The sequence below is a fragment of the Streptomyces showdoensis genome (assembly GCF_039535475.1).
Lineage (GTDB): Bacteria > Actinomycetota > Actinomycetes > Streptomycetales > Streptomycetaceae > Streptomyces > Streptomyces showdoensis.
Genome location: NZ_BAAAXG010000026.1, coordinates 3,632,370 through 3,649,575 on the forward strand (window position 1 = coordinate 3,632,370; position 17,206 = coordinate 3,649,575).

Genomic DNA, 17,206 nt, shown 5'->3' on the forward strand with positions numbered 1-17,206 from the left:
TACGGCGGCGCCCACCGGTCCGCCCAGTGGACGCTCCGCCGGACCTGTCCGCCGGGCGCGGCAGAATGGCGCCATGAGCAGCACGCCCCGCACCCCCAGCGACCTCGACCCGGCCATCGCCGCCCGCCTCAAGCGGAGCGAGGACGGCCTGGTCCCCGCCATCGCCCAGCAGTACGACACCGGCGAGGTGCTCATGCTCGGCTGGATGGACGACGAGGCCCTGCACCGCACCCTCACCACCGGCCGCTGCACCTACTGGTCCCGCAGCCGCCGCGAGTACTGGGTCAAGGGCGACACCTCCGGCCACGTCCAGCACGTCAAGTCCGTCGCGCTCGACTGCGACGCCGACACGCTGCTGGTCAAGGTCGACCAGGTGGGCGCCGCCTGCCACACCGGCGCCCGCACCTGCTTCGACGCCGACGTCCTCCTCGCGGCCGAGTAGGGTCTGGCGCCATGGATCTCGAGCACTTCCGCAAGCTGGCGGCCGACCGCCGCGTCATCCCCGTCAGCCGCAGGCTCCTCGCCGACGGCGACACCCCGGTCGGGCTCTACCGCAAGCTCGCCGCCGAACGCCCCGGCACCTTTCTCCTCGAATCCGCTGAGAACGGGCGCAGCTGGTCCCGCTACTCCTTCATCGGGGTCCGCAGCGACGCCACCCTCACCGTCGAGGACGGCGAGGCCCACTGGCTCGGCACCCCGCCGGTCGGCGTCCCGGTCGACGGCGACCCGCTCGCCGCCCTCAAGGCGACCGTCGAGACCCTCCACACGCCCCGCGACCTCGCGGGCGGGATGCCCCCGTTCACCGGCGGCATGGTCGGCTACCTCGGCTACGACATCGTGCGCCGCCTGGAGCGCATCGGCGAGCACGGCGGCGACGACCTGAAGCTGCCCGAGCTCACCATGCTGCTCACCAGCGACCTCGCCGTCCTGGACCACTGGGACGGCACGGTCCTGCTGATCGCCAACGCGATCAACCACAACGACCTGGAGACCGGTGTCGACGAGGCGTACGCGGACGCCGTCGCCCGCCTCGACGCGATGGAGGCCGACCTGGCCCGCCCGGTCGCCACCGTCCCCGCCGCCCTGCCCGCCTCGGAGCTCCCCGAGTTCTCCGCCCTGTGGGGCGGCCCGGCCTACCAGGACGCCGTCGAGGACATCAAGGAGCGCATCCGGGCCGGCGAGGCCTTCCAGGTGGTGCCCTCGCAGCGCTTCGAGACCCCGTGCGCCGCCACCGCCCTGGACGTGTACCGGGTCCTGCGGGCCACCAACCCCTCCCCGTACATGTACCTCTTCCGCTTCGAGAACGGCTTCGACGTGGTCGGCTCCTCGCCCGAGGCGCTGGTCAAGGTCGAGGACGGGCGCGCGATGGTCCACCCCATCGCCGGCACCCGGCACCGCGGCGCCACCCCGCAGGAGGACCACGAACTCGCCGAGGAGCTGCTCGCCGACCCCAAGGAGCGCGCCGAGCACCTCATGCTCGTCGACCTCGGCCGCAACGACCTCGGCCGGGTCTGCGAGCCGGGCTCCGTCGAGGTCGTGGACTTCATGTCGATCGAGCGGTACTCGCACGTCATGCACATCGTCTCCACCGTGACCGGCAGGGTCGCCGAGGGACGGACGGCCTTCGACGTGCTCACCGCCTGCTTCCCGGCCGGCACCCTCTCCGGCGCGCCCAAGCCCCGCGCGATGCAGATCATCGAGGAGCTCGAACCCACCCGGCGCGGCCTCTACGGCGGATGTGTCGGGTATCTCGATTTCGCCGGGGACTCGGACACGGCGATCGCGATCCGCACCGCGCTGCTGCGCGACGGCACCGCGTACGTGCAGGCCGGCGCCGGTGTCGTGGCCGACTCCGACCCGGTCGCGGAGGACAACGAGTGCCGCAACAAGGCCGCGGCGGTGCTCCGTGCCGTCCACACCGCCAACCGGATGACCACGACCGGATGAACGCGGACTGAGCCGGTAGGGGATAGTGGGGTACGTGAGTGCCGTACCCGTACCCCAGCCCCGAGCCGCCCGCGCGGGCGGCGCCGCCTCCTCCTCGGGCGCCCGACGCAGCCTGGCCGCGGCCCTCCTGCTCGGCGCCCTCGGAGCCACCGTCGTGCTGCTCTCCGCGGGCCAGATCTGGGCCGAGGGGACCGCCGCCGTCGGCGGCGGCGCCGTGCCCGTCGAGGCCGACGGAGGCGCCGTCACCGGTGTGCCGACCGCCCTCGCGATCGTCGGCCTCGCCGCGCTCGTCGCCGTCTTCGCCGTCCGCCGCACCGGCCGCACCCTGGTCGCCGCCCTGCTCGCCCTCAGCGGCGCGGGAGCGGCCCTCGCTGCCGTCCTCGGCGCCTCCGACAGCACCGCGCTCGACGCCGAGGCAGCCCGCATCAGCGGCAACACCGCCGCCGTCGTCGACGGCCTCAGCCACACCGTCTGGCCGTACGTCACCGCCGCCGGCGCCGTGCTCATCCTGGCCGCCGGGCTCTTCGCCCTCCGCTACGGCAAGGCCTGGCCCGCCATGGGCGGACGCTACGAGCGCTCCGGCGCCCCCCGCGCGGCGCGCCGTCCCGCGACCGCCGATCCGGACCGGCCCGAGGAGCTGTGGAAGGCCCTCGACCGGGGCGAGGACCCCACCCGCGGCGACTGAGCGGCCGGACCGCGAGCGCGACGCGTGATCGTTCGGGCACCCCGATTCATCTCCGCGCCCCCGTGTGCGGAAGAATGAGACGTCACCACCGAGCAACATCAACGAGGAGCAACTCATGGCGGGCAGCGCCCACGGACACACCCCGGCCGCCTGGACCGGTGTCATCATCTCCTTCATCGGCTTCTGCATCGCCGGAGTCTTCATGGTGGCCGCCAACGTGCCCGCGTTCTGGGGCGGCGTCGGCGTCATCGTCCTCGGCGGTGTCGTCGGCGGCGCGATGAAGATCGCGGGCCTCGGCATGCCGAAGCAGTCGGCCGCCGTCGTCGCCGCCCGTGAGGCCGCCACCGCGAGCGTCAAGGCGCGCGCCTGACGCCCAGCGCTCACTCCGAAGGCGCAGTCCCGCGACGCGGGGCTGCGCCTTCGCGCGTCAGCGGCGAGAATCACCGGGTGGACGTGAAGCCGACGGCGGGAGCCGACACCGAACCCGTGCCCGGCCCCTGGGGGGCCGTGCCACCCGCCCCGTACGGCCCGCCGGAGCCCAGGCCCCTCGCCCGGCGGCTGCTCGCCCCGCTCGGCACCCTCGCCGGGGTCGCCGCCGCCTTCGCGTACGTCGGGACGGTCGACCCCAACGAGCCCGGCCACTATCCCGTCTGCCCGCTGCTGCGCTTCACCGGCGTCTACTGCCCCGGCTGCGGCGGCCTGCGCAGCGCCCACGCCTTCGTCCACGGCGACCTCGGCGCCGCCCTCGGCGCGAACGCCCTGGCCGTGGTCGGCTACGGCGTCTTCGTCGTCGTCGTGACCGTCTGGCTGATTCGAGCCGTCAAGGGGGTCCCCATGCGGCTCTCGGTCTCCCCGGTCCTGTGGTGGGGGATCGGGGCCGTTCTGGCCGTTTTCACCCTGGTGCGGAACCTCCCGTTCGGCTCGGCGCTGGCCCCCTGAAGTCCCAGCAGATGGGACGCGTCCCCCACCGATGCGGGTCCGGGGCCCACCTGCGGATACCATCGACATGGCTGAACACTGTTCCTCGGTGTTCATCGACACCGTCACCGTCCCGGAAGGGGGCCTCTCGCGTGAGTGTGCTCGACGAGATCATCGAAGGCGTGCGCGCCGACCTCGCAGAGCGGCAGGCGCGGGTCTCCCTCGACGAGCTCAAGGAGCGCGCCGCCAAGGCGCCGCAGGCCAAGGACGGCGTCGCCGCACTGCGCGGCGAGGGCGTCAAGGTGATCTGCGAGGTCAAGCGCTCCAGCCCGTCCAAGGGCGCCCTCGCCGCCATCGCCGACCCGGCCGCCCTGGCCGCGGACTACGAGGCCGGCGGCGCAGCCGTCATCTCCGTCCTCACGGAGCAGCGCCGCTTCGGCGGCTCCCTCGCCGACCTGGAGGCCGTCCGGGCCCGGGTCGACATCCCCGTGCTGCGCAAGGACTTCATCGTCACCGCGTACCAGCTCTGGGAAGCGCGGGCGTACGGAGCGGATCTCGCGCTCCTCATCGTCGCCGCCCTGGAGCAGGAGGCCCTGGTCTCCCTCATCGAGCGGGCCGAGTCCATCGGCCTGACCCCGCTGGTCGAGGTCCACGACGAGGACGAGGTCGAGCGGGCCGTCGAGGCGGGCGCCCGGATCATCGGCGTCAACGCGCGCAACCTCAAGACCCTCAAGGTCGACCGCTCCACCTTCGAGCGCGTCGGTCCCGAGATCCCGGACCACATCGTCAAGGTCGCCGAGTCCGGTGTCCGCGGCCCGCACGACCTCATCGCGTACGCCAACGCCGGCGCCGACGCGGTCCTGGTCGGCGAGTCCCTGGTCACCGGCCGCGACCCGAAGGCCGCCGTCGCCGACCTGGTCGCCGCCGGCGCCCACCCGGCGCTGCGCCACGGCCGGAGCTGACCTGACATGACCGTCCGCCGCGCCGCCTCGCCGACCTCGCCAGAGGTCCCGTCGGCGCGCCGTACGCGACTCCGCACCGCCGCCGCACCGGCCCACGCCCCGCTGGCCCGGGGCTGCCGGCCGCGCGGCTGCCGCGCACCCGCCCGCCGTGTCCACGGCCGCCGGGTCCGGTACGTGATCGGTTCCGAGCCGGGCCAGGTCAACGGCATGCGATGGCGCCCGCGCCCCGCGCGCACCTCCACGTACACCACGACCGCCTGAACCGGTTTCCCCGCCAGGCGTCCTTCCGGTCCGCCCACCACGCCGTGGGCAATCGTCCCGCAGGCCGGGACGGGTGGGCACACGGGACGGCGCCCCTGCGGCGCCTCCGCTCCCAGGGCCTTGGCCCGCACCACACGCGCGCCGCACCCGGGGCGCGGGTACGGGCGCGGAAGCCTGGGCCCGGCAAGGTGCGCCGTCCGTTGTGTCCACTTGTTCCGCCCCAGCGGAACGATTGCCCACAACGGCGCGGCGCGGCGGCTGTTCGGAGTACGTGAGAGGCACGCGCGCATACGGTGACCACCATCAGCACGCGTACCCGGGGCACCCGCCCCGCGAGGAGCAACCGCATGTCCAGCGAGTTCTTCATTCCAGACCCGGAGGGTCAGGTCCCGTCCCCCGAGGGCTACTTCGGCGCCTACGGCGGCAAGTTCATCCCGGAGGCCCTCGTCGCCGCCGTCGACGAGGTCGCCGTCGAGTACGACAAGGCCAAGGCCGACCCCGAGTTCGCCCGCGAGCTCAACGACCTGATGGTCAACTACACCGGTCGCCCCAGCGCCCTCACCGAGGTCCCGCGCTTCGCCGAGCACGCCGGCGGCGCCCGGGTCTTCCTCAAGCGCGAGGACCTCAACCACACCGGCTCGCACAAGATCAACAACGTGCTCGGCCAGGCCCTGCTCACCAAGCGCATGGGCAAGACCCGCGTGATCGCGGAGACCGGCGCCGGCCAGCACGGCGTCGCCACCGCCACCGCCTGCGCCCTCTTCGGTCTCGACTGCACCATCTACATGGGCGAGATCGACACCCAGCGCCAGGCCCTCAACGTGGCCCGCATGCGCATCCTCGGCGCCGAGGTCATCGCCGTGAAGTCCGGCAGCCGCACCCTCAAGGACGCCATCAACGAGGCGTTCCGCGACTGGGTCGCCAACGTGGACAACACCCACTACCTCTTCGGCACGGTCGCCGGACCGCACCCCTTCCCCGCCATGGTCCGCGACTTCCACCGCGTCATCGGCGTCGAGGCCCGCCGCCAGATCCTGGAGCGCGCCGGCCGCCTGCCCGACGCCGCCGTCGCCTGCGTCGGCGGCGGATCCAACGCCATCGGCCTCTTCCACGCCTTCGTCCCGGACGCCTCCGTCCGGCTGATCGGCTGCGAGCCGGCCGGCCACGGCGTCGAGACCGGTGAGCACGCGGCCACCCTGACCGCGGGCGAGCCCGGCATCCTGCACGGCTCCCGCTCCTACGTCCTCCAGGACGAGGAGGGCCAGATCACCGAGCCGTACTCGATCTCCGCCGGACTCGACTACCCCGGCATCGGCCCGGAGCACGCCTACCTCAAGGACAGCGGCCGGGGCGAGTACCGCGCCGTCACCGACGACGCCGCCATGCAGGCCCTGCGCCTGCTCTCCCGTACCGAGGGCATCATCCCGGCCATCGAGTCCGCGCACGCCCTGGCGGGGGCCCTGGAGATCGGCAAGGAGCTCGGCCCGGAGGGCCTGCTCCTCGTCAACCTCTCCGGGCGCGGCGACAAGGACATGGACACCGCGGCCCGCTACTTCGGCCTGTACGACGGGGAGGGCTCCCAGTGACGACCGGCACCGGCACCATCCAGCTGCTCAGCGACACCCTGGCCAAGGCCAAGGCCGAGGACCGCGCCGCGCTCATCGCGTACCTCCCGGCCGGGTTCCCGACCGTGGACGGCGGCATCGCCGCGATCAAGGCCGTCTTCGACGGCGGCGCCGACGTCGTGGAGGTCGGCCTGCCGCACAGCGACCCGGTCCTCGACGGCCCGGTCATCCAGACCGCCGACGACATCGCCCTGCGCGGCGGCGTCAAGATCGCCGACGTCATGCGCACGGTGCGGGAGGCCCACGCGGCCACCGGCAAGCCGGTCCTCGTCATGACGTACTGGAACCCCATCGACCGCTACGGCGTCGAGCGCTTCACCGAGGAGCTCGCCGCGGCCGGCGGCGCGGGCTGCATCCTGCCCGACCTGCCGGTCCAGGAGTCCGCGCTCTGGCGGGAGCACGCCGACAAGCACGGTCTCGCCACCGTCTTCGTCGTCGCCCCCAGCAGCAAGGACGAGCGGCTCGCCACCATCACCGCGGCCGGCTCCGGCTTCGTCTACGCCGCCTCCCTGATGGGCGTCACCGGCACCCGCGCCTCGGTCGGCGAGCAGGCCTCCGATCTCGTCCGCCGTACCCGGGCCACCTCCGACCTGCCCGTCTGCGTCGGACTCGGCGTCTCGAACGCGGAGCAGGCGAAGGAGGTCGCCGGCTTCGCCGACGGCGTCATCGTCGGCTCCGCCTTCGTGCAGCGGATCCTCGACGCCGACGGCGACGAGGCCGCCGCGCTCGGCGCCGTAAGGGAACTGGCGGCCGAACTCGCCGAGGGCGTGCGCCGCACCCCGTAACCCATACGGGTGGATTCCGGACCGGGGAGGCACGGTGGTGCCTCCCCGGTTCGTTGCTGTGGGCGTGAGCGAGAAGAACAGTGGCGGTACCCAGAGCGCGCGGGAGCGCCTCCAGCAGCAGCGTCAGCGTGACAAGGCCCGCGAGAAGCAGCGGCGCGTCCTCATCGTGTCGGCCGCGGTCGTCGGCGTCCTCGGTCTGGCCGCGGTCGTCGGGGTGATCGCCGCCAACAGCGGCGGCAAGGACAGCTCCGACAAGGCCGGCCCCGTGGTCGCCCCCACCGGGGCCATCGGCGGCGACAAGCCCGCCATCCCCCAGGGCAGGCCGGACGCCCCGTCCACGCTCGCGATCTGGGAGGACTTCCGCTGCCCCGCCTGCGCCCAGTTCGAGAACTTCTTCCGGGACACCATCCACGAGCTGGAGGCCTCGGGCGCCGTCAAGGCCGAGTACCACCTCGCCACCCTGATCGACGGCAACATGGGCGGCAGCGGCTCCCTGCGCGCCGCCAACGCGGCGGCCTGCGCCCAGGACGCCGGGAAGTTCACGCAGTACCACGACGTGCTCTACATCAACCAGCCGCAGGAGACCGACGACGCCTACGCGAAGAACGACAAGCTGATCGAGCTCGCGGCGAAGGTCCCCGGGCTCGACACCCCCGCCTTCCGCACCTGTGTCGAGGACGGCACGCACGACGCCTGGGTGAAGAAGTCGAACGACGCCTTCAAGGCCAGCGAGTTCACCGGCACCCCCTCCGTCCTGCTCAACGGCGAATCGATCTTCCCGTCGAAGGGGAACGAGCAGATCTCCGTGGAGAACCTGAAGAAGTGGGTCGCCGAGGCCAACAAGGGCAAGAAGGCCGGCACGGCCTCCCCGGCCGCCGGATCCGCAGCCCGCTGACCCCTCCCGGCGGGGTCCGCACGGCCTCCCGCGGACCTCGTCCGTCACGGTAGTTACGGAGAAGTTGCCGGGCTGGCTGCCGCGGGGCCCGCCCGGCAAGGTAGCGTCGGACCTGCCATGGACCTTGCCTACATTCCCAGCCCGTCGACCGGCGTGATCAACCTCGGACCGATCCCGCTGCGCGGCTATGCCTTCTGCATCATCATCGGTGTCTTCGTCGCCGTCTGGCTCGGCAACAAGCGCTGGATCGCCCGGGGCGGCACCGCCGGCACCGTGGCCGACATCGCCGTCTGGGCCGTGCCCTTCGGCCTCGTCGGCGGCCGGCTCTACCACGTGATCACCGACTACCAGCTGTACTTCAGCGAGGGTGAGAACTGGGTCGACGCCTTCAAGATCTGGGAGGGCGGCCTCGGTATCTGGGGCGCCATCGCGCTCGGCGCCGTCGGCGCCTGGATCGGCTGCCGCCGTCGCGGCATCCCGCTCCCGGCGTACGCGGACGCCATCGCGCCCGGCATCGCCCTCGCCCAGGCCATCGGCCGCTGGGGCAACTGGTTCAACCAGGAGCTCTACGGCAAGCCGACCGACCTGCCCTGGGCGCTGAAGATCACCGCGGGTGCCAACCGCGAGGCCGGCCTCTACCACCCGACCTTCCTCTACGAGTCGCTCTGGTGCGTCGGCGTCGCGCTCCTGGTCATCTGGGCGGACCGCCGCTTCAAGCTGGGCCACGGCCGCGCCTTCGCGCTGTACGTCGCCGCGTACTGCGCCGGCCGCGGCTGGATCGAGTACATGCGCGTCGACGAGGCGCACCACATCCTCGGCCTGCGGCTGAACGTGTGGACGGCGATCGTCGTCTTCGTCCTCGCGGTCGCCTACATCGTGATCTCGGCGAAGGTCCGCCCGGGCCGCGAGGAGATCGTCGAGCCGAGGTCGGAGAAGTCCGACAAGGCTGACGAGGACGGCAAGGACGGCAAGGACGGCAAGGCGGAGACGGGCGACACGGCGGGCGACGAGGCCGCCGACGAGAAGAAGGACGCCGACGCCGACGCCGACGCCGACGGCGACAAGGCCGACGCCGCCCCGGCCGAGGGCGCCCCCTCCAAGGACGGCGCGGACAACGGCGCAGGCGCCGGCGGGCGCTGACACCGGCGACGGACACGGCCAAGGGCCGTCGGGACCATCGGGTCCCGGCGGCCCTTCGCGTTTCCGGCCGGCTCGGCCCGCTCAGCCCGCTCAGGCCGTACGGGCCGCGAGGGCCAGGACGCGGCGGGCGCCCTCGACGACGGCGGCGTCCACGAAGCGGCCGTCGGGGAGGGCGAGCGCCCCCTCCTCGGCCTCCGCCGCCTTGACGACCTCCTCGGCCGCGGCGATCTCGTCGGGCGTGGGGCGGTAGGCGCGGGCGATGACCGGGAGCTGGCGCGGGTGGATCGCGGCCCGGCCGAGGAAGCCCATGGCCCGGCCCCGCGCGCACCCGGCGGCGAGCGCGTCCAGGTCGCGGACGTCGGGGTGGACCGACTGGACCGGGGGCGGGAGCGCGGCGGCGCGGGCGGCGACCACGACCCGGCTGCGCGGCCAGTCGAGGCCGCTGTCCTCCTGTACGCCCAGGTCGGCGGCGAGGTCGGCCTCGCCGAGGGCGATGCCGTGGACCGAGGGGTGGGCGGCGGCGATGGCGTACGCGTGCTCGACGGCCAGGGCGTTCTCCAGGAGCGGGTAGAGCGGGAGGCCCTGGGCGAGCTCGACGATCCGGTGGATGTCAGTGGGGTGTGTCACCTTGGGAACACGGAGAGCGACGATCCCGGGGAGGGGTGCGAGTGCGCGGATGTCACGGGGCGTGTGGATGCGGACGTGGATCGGTACGGGGTGGGGTTCGGCGAGCAGTTCGGCGGTCGCGGCCAAGGCGTAGGCCTTGCGGTCCGGGGCCACCGAGTCCTCCAGGTCGACGATGACGACGTCGGCTCCGGAGGCCAGGGCCTTGCGGACCACGGACGGGCGGTCGCCGGGGGCGTAGAGCCAGGTGAGGGGGGTCGCGGCCCGGGTCATACGGCGCCCTCCTCGCGCAGGGCGGCGATCTCGGCGCCGGTGAGGCCCAGCTCGGTGAGGAGCTCGGTGGTGTCGGCGCCGTGCGGCCGGCCGGCCCAGCGGATGCGGCCGGGGGTCTCGGAGAGCCGGAAGAGGACGTTCTGCATGCGGATCGGGCCGAGTTCGGGGTCCGGGACCTCGGTGACGGTGTCGAGGGCCTGGAACTGGGGGTCGGCGAGCACGTCCCGGACGTCGTAGACCGGGGCGATCGCGGCCTCCGCCTTCTCGAACGCGGCCAGGGCCTCCTCGCGGGTGTGGCGGGCGATCCAGGAGCCGACCGCCTCGTCGAGGAGCTCCGCGTGCGCGGCCCGGCCGGTGCCGTCCGCGAACCAGGGCTCGTCGATCAGCTCCGGGCGGCCGACCAGGCGCAGCACGCGTTCGGCGATGGACTGGGCGGAGGTGGAGACGGCGACCCAGGATCCGTCGGAGGTCCGGTAGGTGTTGCGCGGGGCGTTGTTGCGGGAGCGGTTGCCGGTGCGGGGCTGGACGTAGCCGAGCTGGTCGTACCAGAGGGGGTGGGGTCCGATGACGGAGAGCATCGGTTCGATGATGGCCATGTCGACGACCTGGCCGCGGCCGGTGGTGTTCCTGGCGGTGAGCGCGGTCATCACCGCGTACGCGGTGGCGAGGGCGGCGATGGAGTCGGCGAGGCCGAAGGGCGGCAGGGTCGGCGGTCCGTCGGGTTCGCCGGTGATGGCGGCGAAGCCGCTCATGGCCTCGGCGAGGGTGCCGAAGCCGGGCCGGTGGGCGTACGGGCCGAACTGGCCGAAGCCGGTGACCCGGGCGAGCACCAGCCGCGGGTTGACGGCGGACAGCTCGTCCCAGCCGAGGTCCCAGCGCTCCAGGGTGCCGGGCCGGAAGTTCTCCACGATCACGTCGGCGTCGGCGGCCAGCCGCAGCAGGGTGTCGCGGCCGCCGGGGGCGGACAGGTCCAGGGTCATCGTCCGCTTGTTGCGGCCGAGGACCTTCCACCACAGGCCGACCCCGTCCTTCGCCGGGCCGTGGCCGCGGGACGGGTCGGGCCGGCGGGGGTGCTCGATCTTGACGACCTCGGCACCGAAGTCGCCGAGCATCATCGCCGCGAGCGGACCGGCGAAGAGGGTGGCGAGGTCGAGGACGCGCAGTCCGCGGAGGGGCGGGGCGGGCGCGGCGGACGGGTCGGCGGCGGTCATGCGGGCTCCGCCTCCGGCTCTCCGGCCGCCGCCTCGATCTCGGAGCGGTACGGCATCGAGGTGGACGCGCCGGCGCGCTGGACCGAGAGCGCGGCGGCGGCCGAGGCCCAGGCGAGCGCCCCCGGCACGGGACGGCCCTCCGCCAGGGCGACGGCCAGGGCGCCGACGAAGGTGTCGCCCGCGGCGGTGGTGTCCACGGCCCGGACGCGGGGCGCGGGCACGGTGACGGGTTCGGCGCCGCGCGTGGCGTACAGGCAGCCGGAGGCGCCGAGGGTGATCACCACCTCGGGGACGAACCGCAGCAGGGCCTGCGCGGCGGCGTGTGGTTCGGCATGGCCGGTGAGGGCGGCGGCCTCGTGCTCGTTGGGGACCAACAGGTCGGTGGCGGCGAGGAGTTCCGGTGGCAGGGCACGGGCGGGGGCGGGGGTGAGGACGGTGCGCACGCCGAGGCCGCGGGCGGTGCGGGCGCCCTCGACGACGACGGAGAGGGGGAGTTCGAGCTGGAGGAGCAGGGCGTCGGCGGTGCCGATCAGGGCCTCGTCGCCGTGGGTGAGGGAGGTGACGGTGCCGTTGGCGCCGGGGACGACGACGATCGCGTTGCCGCCCTCGTCGTCGACGACGATGTGCGCCGTGCCGGAGGGGCCCTCGACGGTGCGCAGCAGGTCGGTGTCGACGCCGCTGTGTTCGAGGGCGGACCGGAGCCGGGCGCCGAACTCGTCGGCGCCGACCGCGCCGATCAGCGACACCTCCGCTCCGGCCCGGGCGGCGGCGACGGCCTGGTTGGCGCCCTTGCCGCCGGGGACGGTGCGGAACTCGCGGCCGGTCACGGTCTCGCCGCGGGCGGGGGCCCTGGGCACATAGGCCACGAGGTCCATGTTCGTGCTGCCGAGCACGACGATGCTGGTCATGGGCGTACGGCCTCCGAGTGGGTCAGTGCGGCCAGGGTGTCGAAACCGATGCCGTCGAAGGACGGCACCGAGGTGGCGAGACGGTTCTTGAGGGGGGAGGTCCAGCGTGCGGGCAGCCGGTCCGGGTGACCGGCGAGCAGTCCGGCGACGGAGCCGGCCGTGGCGCCGTTGGAGTCGGTGTCCCAGCCGCCCGAGACGGCGGCGCAGACCGAGCGGGTGAAGTCGCCGTCGGCGTGGGTGAGGGCGGCGGCGAGGAGGGCGGCGTTGGGGACGGCATGGACCCAGTGATACCCGCCGAACCGGGCGTGGAGCCGGTCCACGACCGGGTCGAAGTCCCGGGGCGCGCGGGTGTCGCGGGCGAGGGCGATGCCGTACCGCACGGCCTCGGCCAGCCGTGACTCCGGTGGGACGACGGCGAGTCCGGCGGCCAGGGCCCGGTGGACGTCGGCGCTGCCGCCGGCGGCCGCCGCGAGGGTGGCGGCGACGAACATGGCGCCGTACACGCCGTTGCCGGTGTGGGTGAGCACCGCGTCCCGGTGTGCCTGCCGGGCGGCGGCGGCCGGGTCGCCGGGACGGGTCCAGCCGTGCACGTCGGCGCGGATCTGGGCGCCGATCCACTCCCGGAACGGGTTGCGGCGGGAGGCGGTGAGCGGGGGTTCGACGCCGTCGAGGAGGTTGCGGTAGGCGATCCGCTCGGCGGTGAAGGTGCGGCCGGCGGGCAGTTCGTCGAGCCAGATCCGGGCGACGTCGGCGGTGCTGAAGCCGCGGCCGTGGCGGCGGAGCAGGAGCAGGCCGAGGAGGGGGTAGTTGAGGTCGTCGTCCTCGGGCATGCCGTCGATGTTCTCGGCGAGGGAGGTGGCGGCGGAGCGCCGGTTCCAGGGGTGCGCGGCGAGCAGGGCGGGGGGTACGCCGCGGGCCGTGAACCAGTCGGCGAGCGGCCAGTTGCCGGTGGCGCGGGCGAGGGCGCGGAGGGCGTCCAGGGGCAGCTTCTCGACCGGCTTGCCGAGCAGGCAGCCGACGGCCCGGCCCAGCCAGGCGGCGTGCAGGCGGGGGAGGAGGCCGGGGAAGGGGTCCGGGAGGAGGCCGGGTGCCGGGTGCCGTCGTCGGTCGTCCGGCCAGTCGGGGCAGGCGGCGACGATGGCCGCGAGGTCGGTGGGTTCGCGGGAGGACAGGGGGGAGGGGAGGGCGGCCAGGGCGTCCAGGAGTTCTTCGGCCAGCGGCCGCAGCGCGGGGTGGGCGGTGGGGGAGGCGCCGGCGGTGGCCGGGGCCGGGGGGCCGCCGGCCGCCTGCCAGCGGGCGGCGAGTGCGCCGGCGTCGCGGCCGTCCTCCGCCGCCTGGCGCAGCTCGTGTCCGACCAGGTCCTCGGGCTGGACCCAGGTCAGCCGCAGCGGGGCGCCGGCCGCGCCCGACGGGCCCGGGGCCGGTCCTGCGGGCGTCCGGGTCCCGGCTTCGGCGGTCGTCATCGGGCCGTGCCGGTCAGGGCCGCGTAGGCGGACTCGTGGGCGCGGCGACGGGCGGTGTCGCGGGCGTGGACCTCGCGGGCGACCGCGGCGAGGGCGGTCGCCGGGGCGTGCAGGTCGAGGCGGCTGGCCTCGGCCACCCGCTTCGCCCACTCCGCGGGGATCACCGACTCGCCGCCCAGCGCCCCGGCGATCGCGCCCGCCATCGTGGCGATCGAGTCGCAGTCCCGGCCGTAGTTGACCGCGCCCAGGACCGTGCGGCGGTAGTCGCCCGCGCCGACGAGCAGCATGCCGAGGGCGATGGGCAGTTCCTCGATCGCGTGGACGCGGGAGGGGCGGCGGGCGTCGAGGGAGGGGGCCCGGTAGTCGGGGCCGACGGAGTCGTACGGGGCGACCGCGCGGCGCAGCGGGTCGAGCGCGGACTCGAAGTCGCGGTGGGACGCGGCGACTTCGGTGACGGCCCGGATCGCGGCGCGGGTGCCGTCCTTGGCGAGCGCCAGCGCCGTGTCGACGACCGAGCGCGGGGTGGCGCCCGGGACGCAGGCCGCGGCGACCGCCGCCGCGAAGACGCCGGCCGCTTCCCGGCCGTAGGAGGACTGGTGGGCGCCCGCGAGGTCGAGCGCCTCGGCGTAGGCGCCCGCCGGGTTCGCCGCGTTCACCAGGCCGACCGGGGCCATGTACATCGCGGCCCCGCAGTTGACGATGTTCCCGGTGCCGGCCTCGCGGGGGTCGGCGTGGCCGTAGTGGAGCCGGGCCACGATCCACTTCTCGGCCAGGAACACCCGCTGGAGGGGGAGCGCCTCCGCCTCCAGTTCGGGGATCCACACGGGGCGGCCCATGAGTTCGGGGACCAGGTGCTCGGCGACGGCGTACGCGTCGAGGTGGTCGCGGACCTCCTCGTACACCCTGATCAGGGCGTGCGTCATCAAGGTGTCGTCGGTGACGTGCCCGTCGCCCTTGTGGTACGGCGCGATGGGGCGCGCGGTGCGCCAGGCCCCGCCGTTCCAGGGGCCGACGATGCCGGTGACGCGGCCGCCGTGGCGTTCCAGGATCTGGGCGGGCGTGTAGCCCTCGACGGGGCCGCCGAGGGCGTCGCCGACGGCGGCGCCGATGAGGCTGCCGGTGATCCGGTCATCCAGAGTGGGTGTCATGTCTGAATTGTCCACCCGGTCCTGCCGGTTCCGTGGCTCCGAGGAGACCGGCGAGTTCCACCAGGTCCGTGCCCGCGAGCCGGGGCAGCGCGCAGCCCGCGAGCGTCCGGCAGGCCTCCCGCCAGGTCGCCGGAACCGAACCGCCGCCGCCCAGCGCGCCGGTGAGCGCGCCCACCAGCGCCGGGGCCGAGTCGGCGACCCGTGACAGACAGGCCGCGGCCGGCAGCGCGGCGGCGATCTCGCCGCGCGCGGCGGTGGTCAGGGCGAGGGCGACGGGCACGGTCTCGGCGGCGGCGATGCCGTAGCTGTAGACGTGGTCGACGATCCGGTGTTCCAGGAGCGGGACCAGCTCGAAGGCGGAGGCGGCGGTGCGGGCCAGCTCGACGGCGTACCGGCCGTTGCGGCCGATCTCGGTGGCGGGCGGCAGTTGCGCCAGCGCCGCCTCCACGGCCTCGTCGGGCCCGGCCCCGCCGATGGCGGCGGCGGTGGCCGCCGCCATCGCCCGCGCGCCGTGCACGCCGTCGCCGTCCTGGGTGTAGCGGGCGTCGAACTCGGCGAGTTCGGCCGCGGCGGCCGGGTCGCCGGGGTGCACCAGGGCGAGCACGGCGGCCCGGACGCAGGCGGCGTCGTCGAAGTAGTGCGGGTTGTCGTGGCCGGTGGCGGGCGGGCGCAGCCCGGCGGCGAGGTTGCCGAGACCGGCCCGGACCGAGATCCGGGCGCGGAGGGGCAGGACGGCGGACTCGACCTCGGGGGCGCGCTCGGCCGCGGCGGCGACCTGGCTGGCGAGGGAGTTCCAGGCCAGGTCGACGGCGGCGCGCAGCCGGCGTTCCGGGGGCAGGGCGTCGAAGAGCGGGCCCGCGGAGGCGAGCAGGGCCTCGGCGGTGAACACCGCCCACTCGGCGTCGTCGGAGGGGCCGAGGCGCAGCGGCTCGGGGGGCTGGTTGAGGGCGATGGGGACGGGGAGGGTGGTCGTCGCGTTCTGCTCGGCGAAGGTGTCGAGTTCGCGGGTGAGGCGGCGGGTCCACTCGGGCATGCGGGCGGCGCGGTGCCTCGCCGCGGGCCAGCCGGCGGCGTCGCCCGCGGCGAGGCCGAGGAGGAGGCCCTCGATCGTGTCGCGGCTCGCCCTCGCGGGGGCGGCGGCCCTGCGGGTGCCCAGGACGGGGGCGCGGCGGGCGACCCGTACCGGGGGCGGGTTCCGGTGGGCGGGGTCCAGGGGGACCGTGTCGGCCGTCGCGGGCCGTGCCCACTCCGGCCGCCCTCCTCCGGTGGAACGCTCGTCCACGCCCGGTGCGGCGGGTGCCACCGTCGTCTCTCCGCTCATCAGATCTCCCCCTCCGGGGTCAGCAGGTCCGCGATGTCCAGCACGTGGTAGCCCCGCATCGACGGCAGGCAGCTGCCGGTGACCGGGCCGATGGCGGTGGACCACTCCTCCGGGATGGCGGCGAGGCCGCCCGAGGCGCCTGCCAGGGCGCCCGCCACCGCCGCCGTCGTGTCGGCGTCGCGGCCCATGTTCACGGCGGTCAGGACCGCCGTGCGGAAGTCGCCGCGGGCCGCGGCGAAGGCGCCGAAGGCGAGGGCGACGGCCTCGGGGGCCAGGTCCGTCCAGGGGTAGCCGCCGATGACGACCGCCGAGCGGACCGTGCGCTCGCGGGTCGGCGGGTCGGGCTGGACGCGCTGCGCGGCGACCACCGCGCGGCGCATCGAGCGGGCCGTCCAGGAGTCCATCGGGACCACCGAGAGGGCCGCCGCGATGACCGAGGTGACCGAGGCGCCGGCCATCGCCGCGGCGACGCCAGCCGCGACGGCCTGGCCGCCGTAGATGCCCTCGCCCTCGTGGCTGACGCTCCCGTCGACGGCCACCAGCCGGGCGGCCTCGGCGGGGCGGCCCGCGGCGAAGACCCCGAAGGGCGCGGCCCGCATGGCGAGACCGTCGCTCCAGGCGTGCCGGTGCTGGGCGGAGATGGGGGCGGCCAGCCCGCGCCGCAGGTTCTCCAGGGTGCCGCGCTCGGAGAAGCCGGCGCCGCGGAACGGGCCTTCGTCGAGGTCGGCGATCCAGTGGTGCCAGGCCCGTTCGACGTGGGCCACGGTCAGCGCCGAGCCGTGCCGGGCGAGCAGCAGGCCGGAGAAGATGGCGTACTCGGTGTCGTCCGTGCCCGCCGGACGGTCCGTCACGAAGCCCTCGATCCGGCCCCATCGGCGGCGGATCTCCGAAGGGCGCAGGTTCTCGGCGGGCGCGCCGAGCGCGTCGCCGACCGCGAGCCCGAGCAGCGCGCCCCTCGCGCGCTCGCGCACGTCACACATCGTCGTGCCGATCATGTGCACTCCCCTTTCACGCTCACCCGGATGCCTGCCACGCGAAGG

Annotated in this window: 18 protein-coding genes; 11 read left to right on the forward strand and 7 right to left on the reverse strand. The window is 74.8% G+C overall.

Annotated elements, in window-relative coordinates; genetic code table 11:
- Positions 1-73: 73 nt before the first annotated feature.
- From hisI to lgt, 11 genes are all read left to right on the forward strand, one after another.
- Complete coding sequence (gene hisI / locus ABD981_RS29650) at positions 74-442, forward strand: phosphoribosyl-AMP cyclohydrolase (RefSeq protein ID WP_046907037.1); 369 nt, start codon at positions 74-76, stop codon at positions 440-442.
- 11 nt (positions 443-453) lie between these two features.
- The gene (locus ABD981_RS29655) at positions 454-1,947 is read left to right on the forward strand and encodes an anthranilate synthase component I (protein WP_046907038.1); all 1,494 of its coding nucleotides are present in this window, start codon (positions 454-456) and stop codon (positions 1,945-1,947) included.
- A 25-nt stretch (positions 1,948-1,972) separates the two neighbouring features.
- Positions 1,973-2,632, forward strand: coding sequence for a TIGR02234 family membrane protein (locus ABD981_RS29660; protein WP_046907039.1), 660 nt, complete (start codon positions 1,973-1,975; stop codon positions 2,630-2,632).
- Between the two features lie 115 nt (positions 2,633-2,747).
- Positions 2,748-3,002: an HGxxPAAW family protein gene (locus ABD981_RS29665; protein WP_046907040.1), complete on the forward strand. Its 255-nt coding sequence runs from the start codon at positions 2,748-2,750 to the stop codon at positions 3,000-3,002.
- A 77-nt stretch (positions 3,003-3,079) separates the two neighbouring features.
- Positions 3,080-3,571, forward strand: a complete 492-nt coding sequence (locus tag ABD981_RS29670) for a DUF2752 domain-containing protein (protein ID WP_123954355.1) — start codon at positions 3,080-3,082, stop codon at positions 3,569-3,571.
- Between the two features lie 131 nt (positions 3,572-3,702).
- Entirely contained in the window at positions 3,703-4,512 is an 810-nt protein-coding gene (trpC, locus tag ABD981_RS29675) for an indole-3-glycerol phosphate synthase TrpC (protein WP_046907041.1), read from the forward strand.
- A gap of 6 nt (positions 4,513-4,518) precedes the next feature.
- On the forward strand, positions 4,519-4,773 hold the full coding sequence (trpM, locus tag ABD981_RS29680; protein WP_046907042.1) for a tryptophan biosynthesis modulator TrpM: 255 nt from the start codon (positions 4,519-4,521) through the stop codon (positions 4,771-4,773).
- A gap of 347 nt (positions 4,774-5,120) precedes the next feature.
- Positions 5,121-6,359 (forward strand): tryptophan synthase subunit beta, encoded by a 1,239-nt coding sequence (gene trpB / locus ABD981_RS29685; protein ID WP_046907043.1) that lies wholly within the window; start codon positions 5,121-5,123, stop codon positions 6,357-6,359.
- Entirely contained in the window at positions 6,356-7,183 is an 828-nt protein-coding gene (gene trpA / locus ABD981_RS29690) for a tryptophan synthase subunit alpha (RefSeq protein WP_046907044.1), read from the forward strand. The genes trpB and trpA overlap by 4 nt, the downstream gene beginning before the upstream one ends.
- Positions 7,184-7,247: 64 nt before the next feature.
- Positions 7,248-8,078: a DsbA family protein gene (locus ABD981_RS29695; RefSeq protein WP_046907122.1), complete on the forward strand. Its 831-nt coding sequence runs from the start codon at positions 7,248-7,250 to the stop codon at positions 8,076-8,078.
- A 117-nt stretch (positions 8,079-8,195) separates the two neighbouring features.
- The gene (lgt, locus tag ABD981_RS29700; protein WP_046907045.1) at positions 8,196-9,218 is read left to right on the forward strand and encodes a prolipoprotein diacylglyceryl transferase; all 1,023 of its coding nucleotides are present in this window, start codon (positions 8,196-8,198) and stop codon (positions 9,216-9,218) included.
- Positions 9,219-9,308: 90 nt separating this feature from the next.
- Here the strand turns inward: lgt and ABD981_RS29705 are convergent, their stop codons facing one another.
- Genes ABD981_RS29705 through ABD981_RS29735 form a run of 7 tightly spaced genes read right to left on the reverse strand, consistent with a single transcriptional unit; the run spans position 9,309 to position 17,161 of the window.
- Positions 9,309-10,115: an HpcH/HpaI aldolase/citrate lyase family protein gene (locus ABD981_RS29705; protein WP_046907046.1), complete on the reverse strand. Its 807-nt coding sequence runs from the start codon at positions 10,113-10,115 to the stop codon at positions 9,309-9,311.
- Positions 10,112-11,326: a CaiB/BaiF CoA transferase family protein gene (locus tag ABD981_RS29710; protein ID WP_046907047.1), complete on the reverse strand. Its 1,215-nt coding sequence runs from the start codon at positions 11,324-11,326 to the stop codon at positions 10,112-10,114. Before ABD981_RS29710 ends, ABD981_RS29705 begins: the two co-directional genes overlap by 4 nt.
- On the reverse strand, positions 11,323-12,234 hold the full coding sequence (rbsK, locus tag ABD981_RS29715; RefSeq protein WP_046907048.1) for a ribokinase: 912 nt from the start codon (positions 12,232-12,234) through the stop codon (positions 11,323-11,325). The genes ABD981_RS29710 and rbsK overlap by 4 nt, the downstream gene beginning before the upstream one ends.
- Positions 12,231-13,697 (reverse strand): ADP-ribosylglycohydrolase family protein, encoded by a 1,467-nt coding sequence (locus tag ABD981_RS29720; protein WP_123954356.1) that lies wholly within the window; start codon positions 13,695-13,697, stop codon positions 12,231-12,233. Before ABD981_RS29720 ends, rbsK begins: the two co-directional genes overlap by 4 nt.
- Complete coding sequence (locus ABD981_RS29725) at positions 13,694-14,845, reverse strand: ADP-ribosylglycohydrolase family protein (protein ID WP_046907049.1); 1,152 nt, start codon at positions 14,843-14,845, stop codon at positions 13,694-13,696. Before ABD981_RS29725 ends, ABD981_RS29720 begins: the two co-directional genes overlap by 4 nt.
- The gene (locus tag ABD981_RS29730; protein ID WP_240495167.1) at positions 14,826-16,166 is read right to left on the reverse strand and encodes an ADP-ribosylglycohydrolase family protein; all 1,341 of its coding nucleotides are present in this window, start codon (positions 16,164-16,166) and stop codon (positions 14,826-14,828) included. The genes ABD981_RS29725 and ABD981_RS29730 overlap by 20 nt, the downstream gene beginning before the upstream one ends.
- Positions 16,166-17,161 (reverse strand): ADP-ribosylglycohydrolase family protein, encoded by a 996-nt coding sequence (locus tag ABD981_RS29735; RefSeq protein ID WP_046907050.1) that lies wholly within the window; start codon positions 17,159-17,161, stop codon positions 16,166-16,168. Before ABD981_RS29735 ends, ABD981_RS29730 begins: the two co-directional genes overlap by 1 nt.
- Positions 17,162-17,206 lie beyond the last annotated feature (45 nt).

Coding starts and splice junctions, on each gene's coding strand:
- ABD981_RS29725 (WP_046907049.1), bottom strand. CDS start 14,845: ATGACACCCACTCTGGATGACCGGATCACCGGCAGCCTCATCGGCGCC.
- trpM (WP_046907042.1), top strand. CDS start 4,519: ATGACCGTCCGCCGCGCCGCCTCGCCGACCTCGCCAGAGGTCCCGTCG.
- lgt (WP_046907045.1), top strand. CDS start 8,196: ATGGACCTTGCCTACATTCCCAGCCCGTCGACCGGCGTGATCAACCTC.
- ABD981_RS29655 (WP_046907038.1), top strand. CDS start 454: ATGGATCTCGAGCACTTCCGCAAGCTGGCGGCCGACCGCCGCGTCATC.
- hisI (WP_046907037.1), top strand. CDS start 74: ATGAGCAGCACGCCCCGCACCCCCAGCGACCTCGACCCGGCCATCGCC.
- rbsK (WP_046907048.1), bottom strand. CDS start 12,234: ATGACCAGCATCGTCGTGCTCGGCAGCACGAACATGGACCTCGTGGCC.
- ABD981_RS29735 (WP_046907050.1), bottom strand. CDS start 17,161: ATGATCGGCACGACGATGTGTGACGTGCGCGAGCGCGCGAGGGGCGCG.
- trpB (WP_046907043.1), top strand. CDS start 5,121: ATGTCCAGCGAGTTCTTCATTCCAGACCCGGAGGGTCAGGTCCCGTCC.
- ABD981_RS29730 (WP_240495167.1), bottom strand. CDS start 16,166: ATGAGCGGAGAGACGACGGTGGCACCCGCCGCACCGGGCGTGGACGAG.
- ABD981_RS29665 (WP_046907040.1), top strand. CDS start 2,748: ATGGCGGGCAGCGCCCACGGACACACCCCGGCCGCCTGGACCGGTGTC.
- ABD981_RS29710 (WP_046907047.1), bottom strand. CDS start 11,326: ATGACCGCCGCCGACCCGTCCGCCGCGCCCGCCCCGCCCCTCCGCGGA.
- ABD981_RS29720 (WP_123954356.1), bottom strand. CDS start 13,697: ATGACGACCGCCGAAGCCGGGACCCGGACGCCCGCAGGACCGGCCCCG.
- ABD981_RS29705 (WP_046907046.1), bottom strand. CDS start 10,115: ATGACCCGGGCCGCGACCCCCCTCACCTGGCTCTACGCCCCCGGCGAC.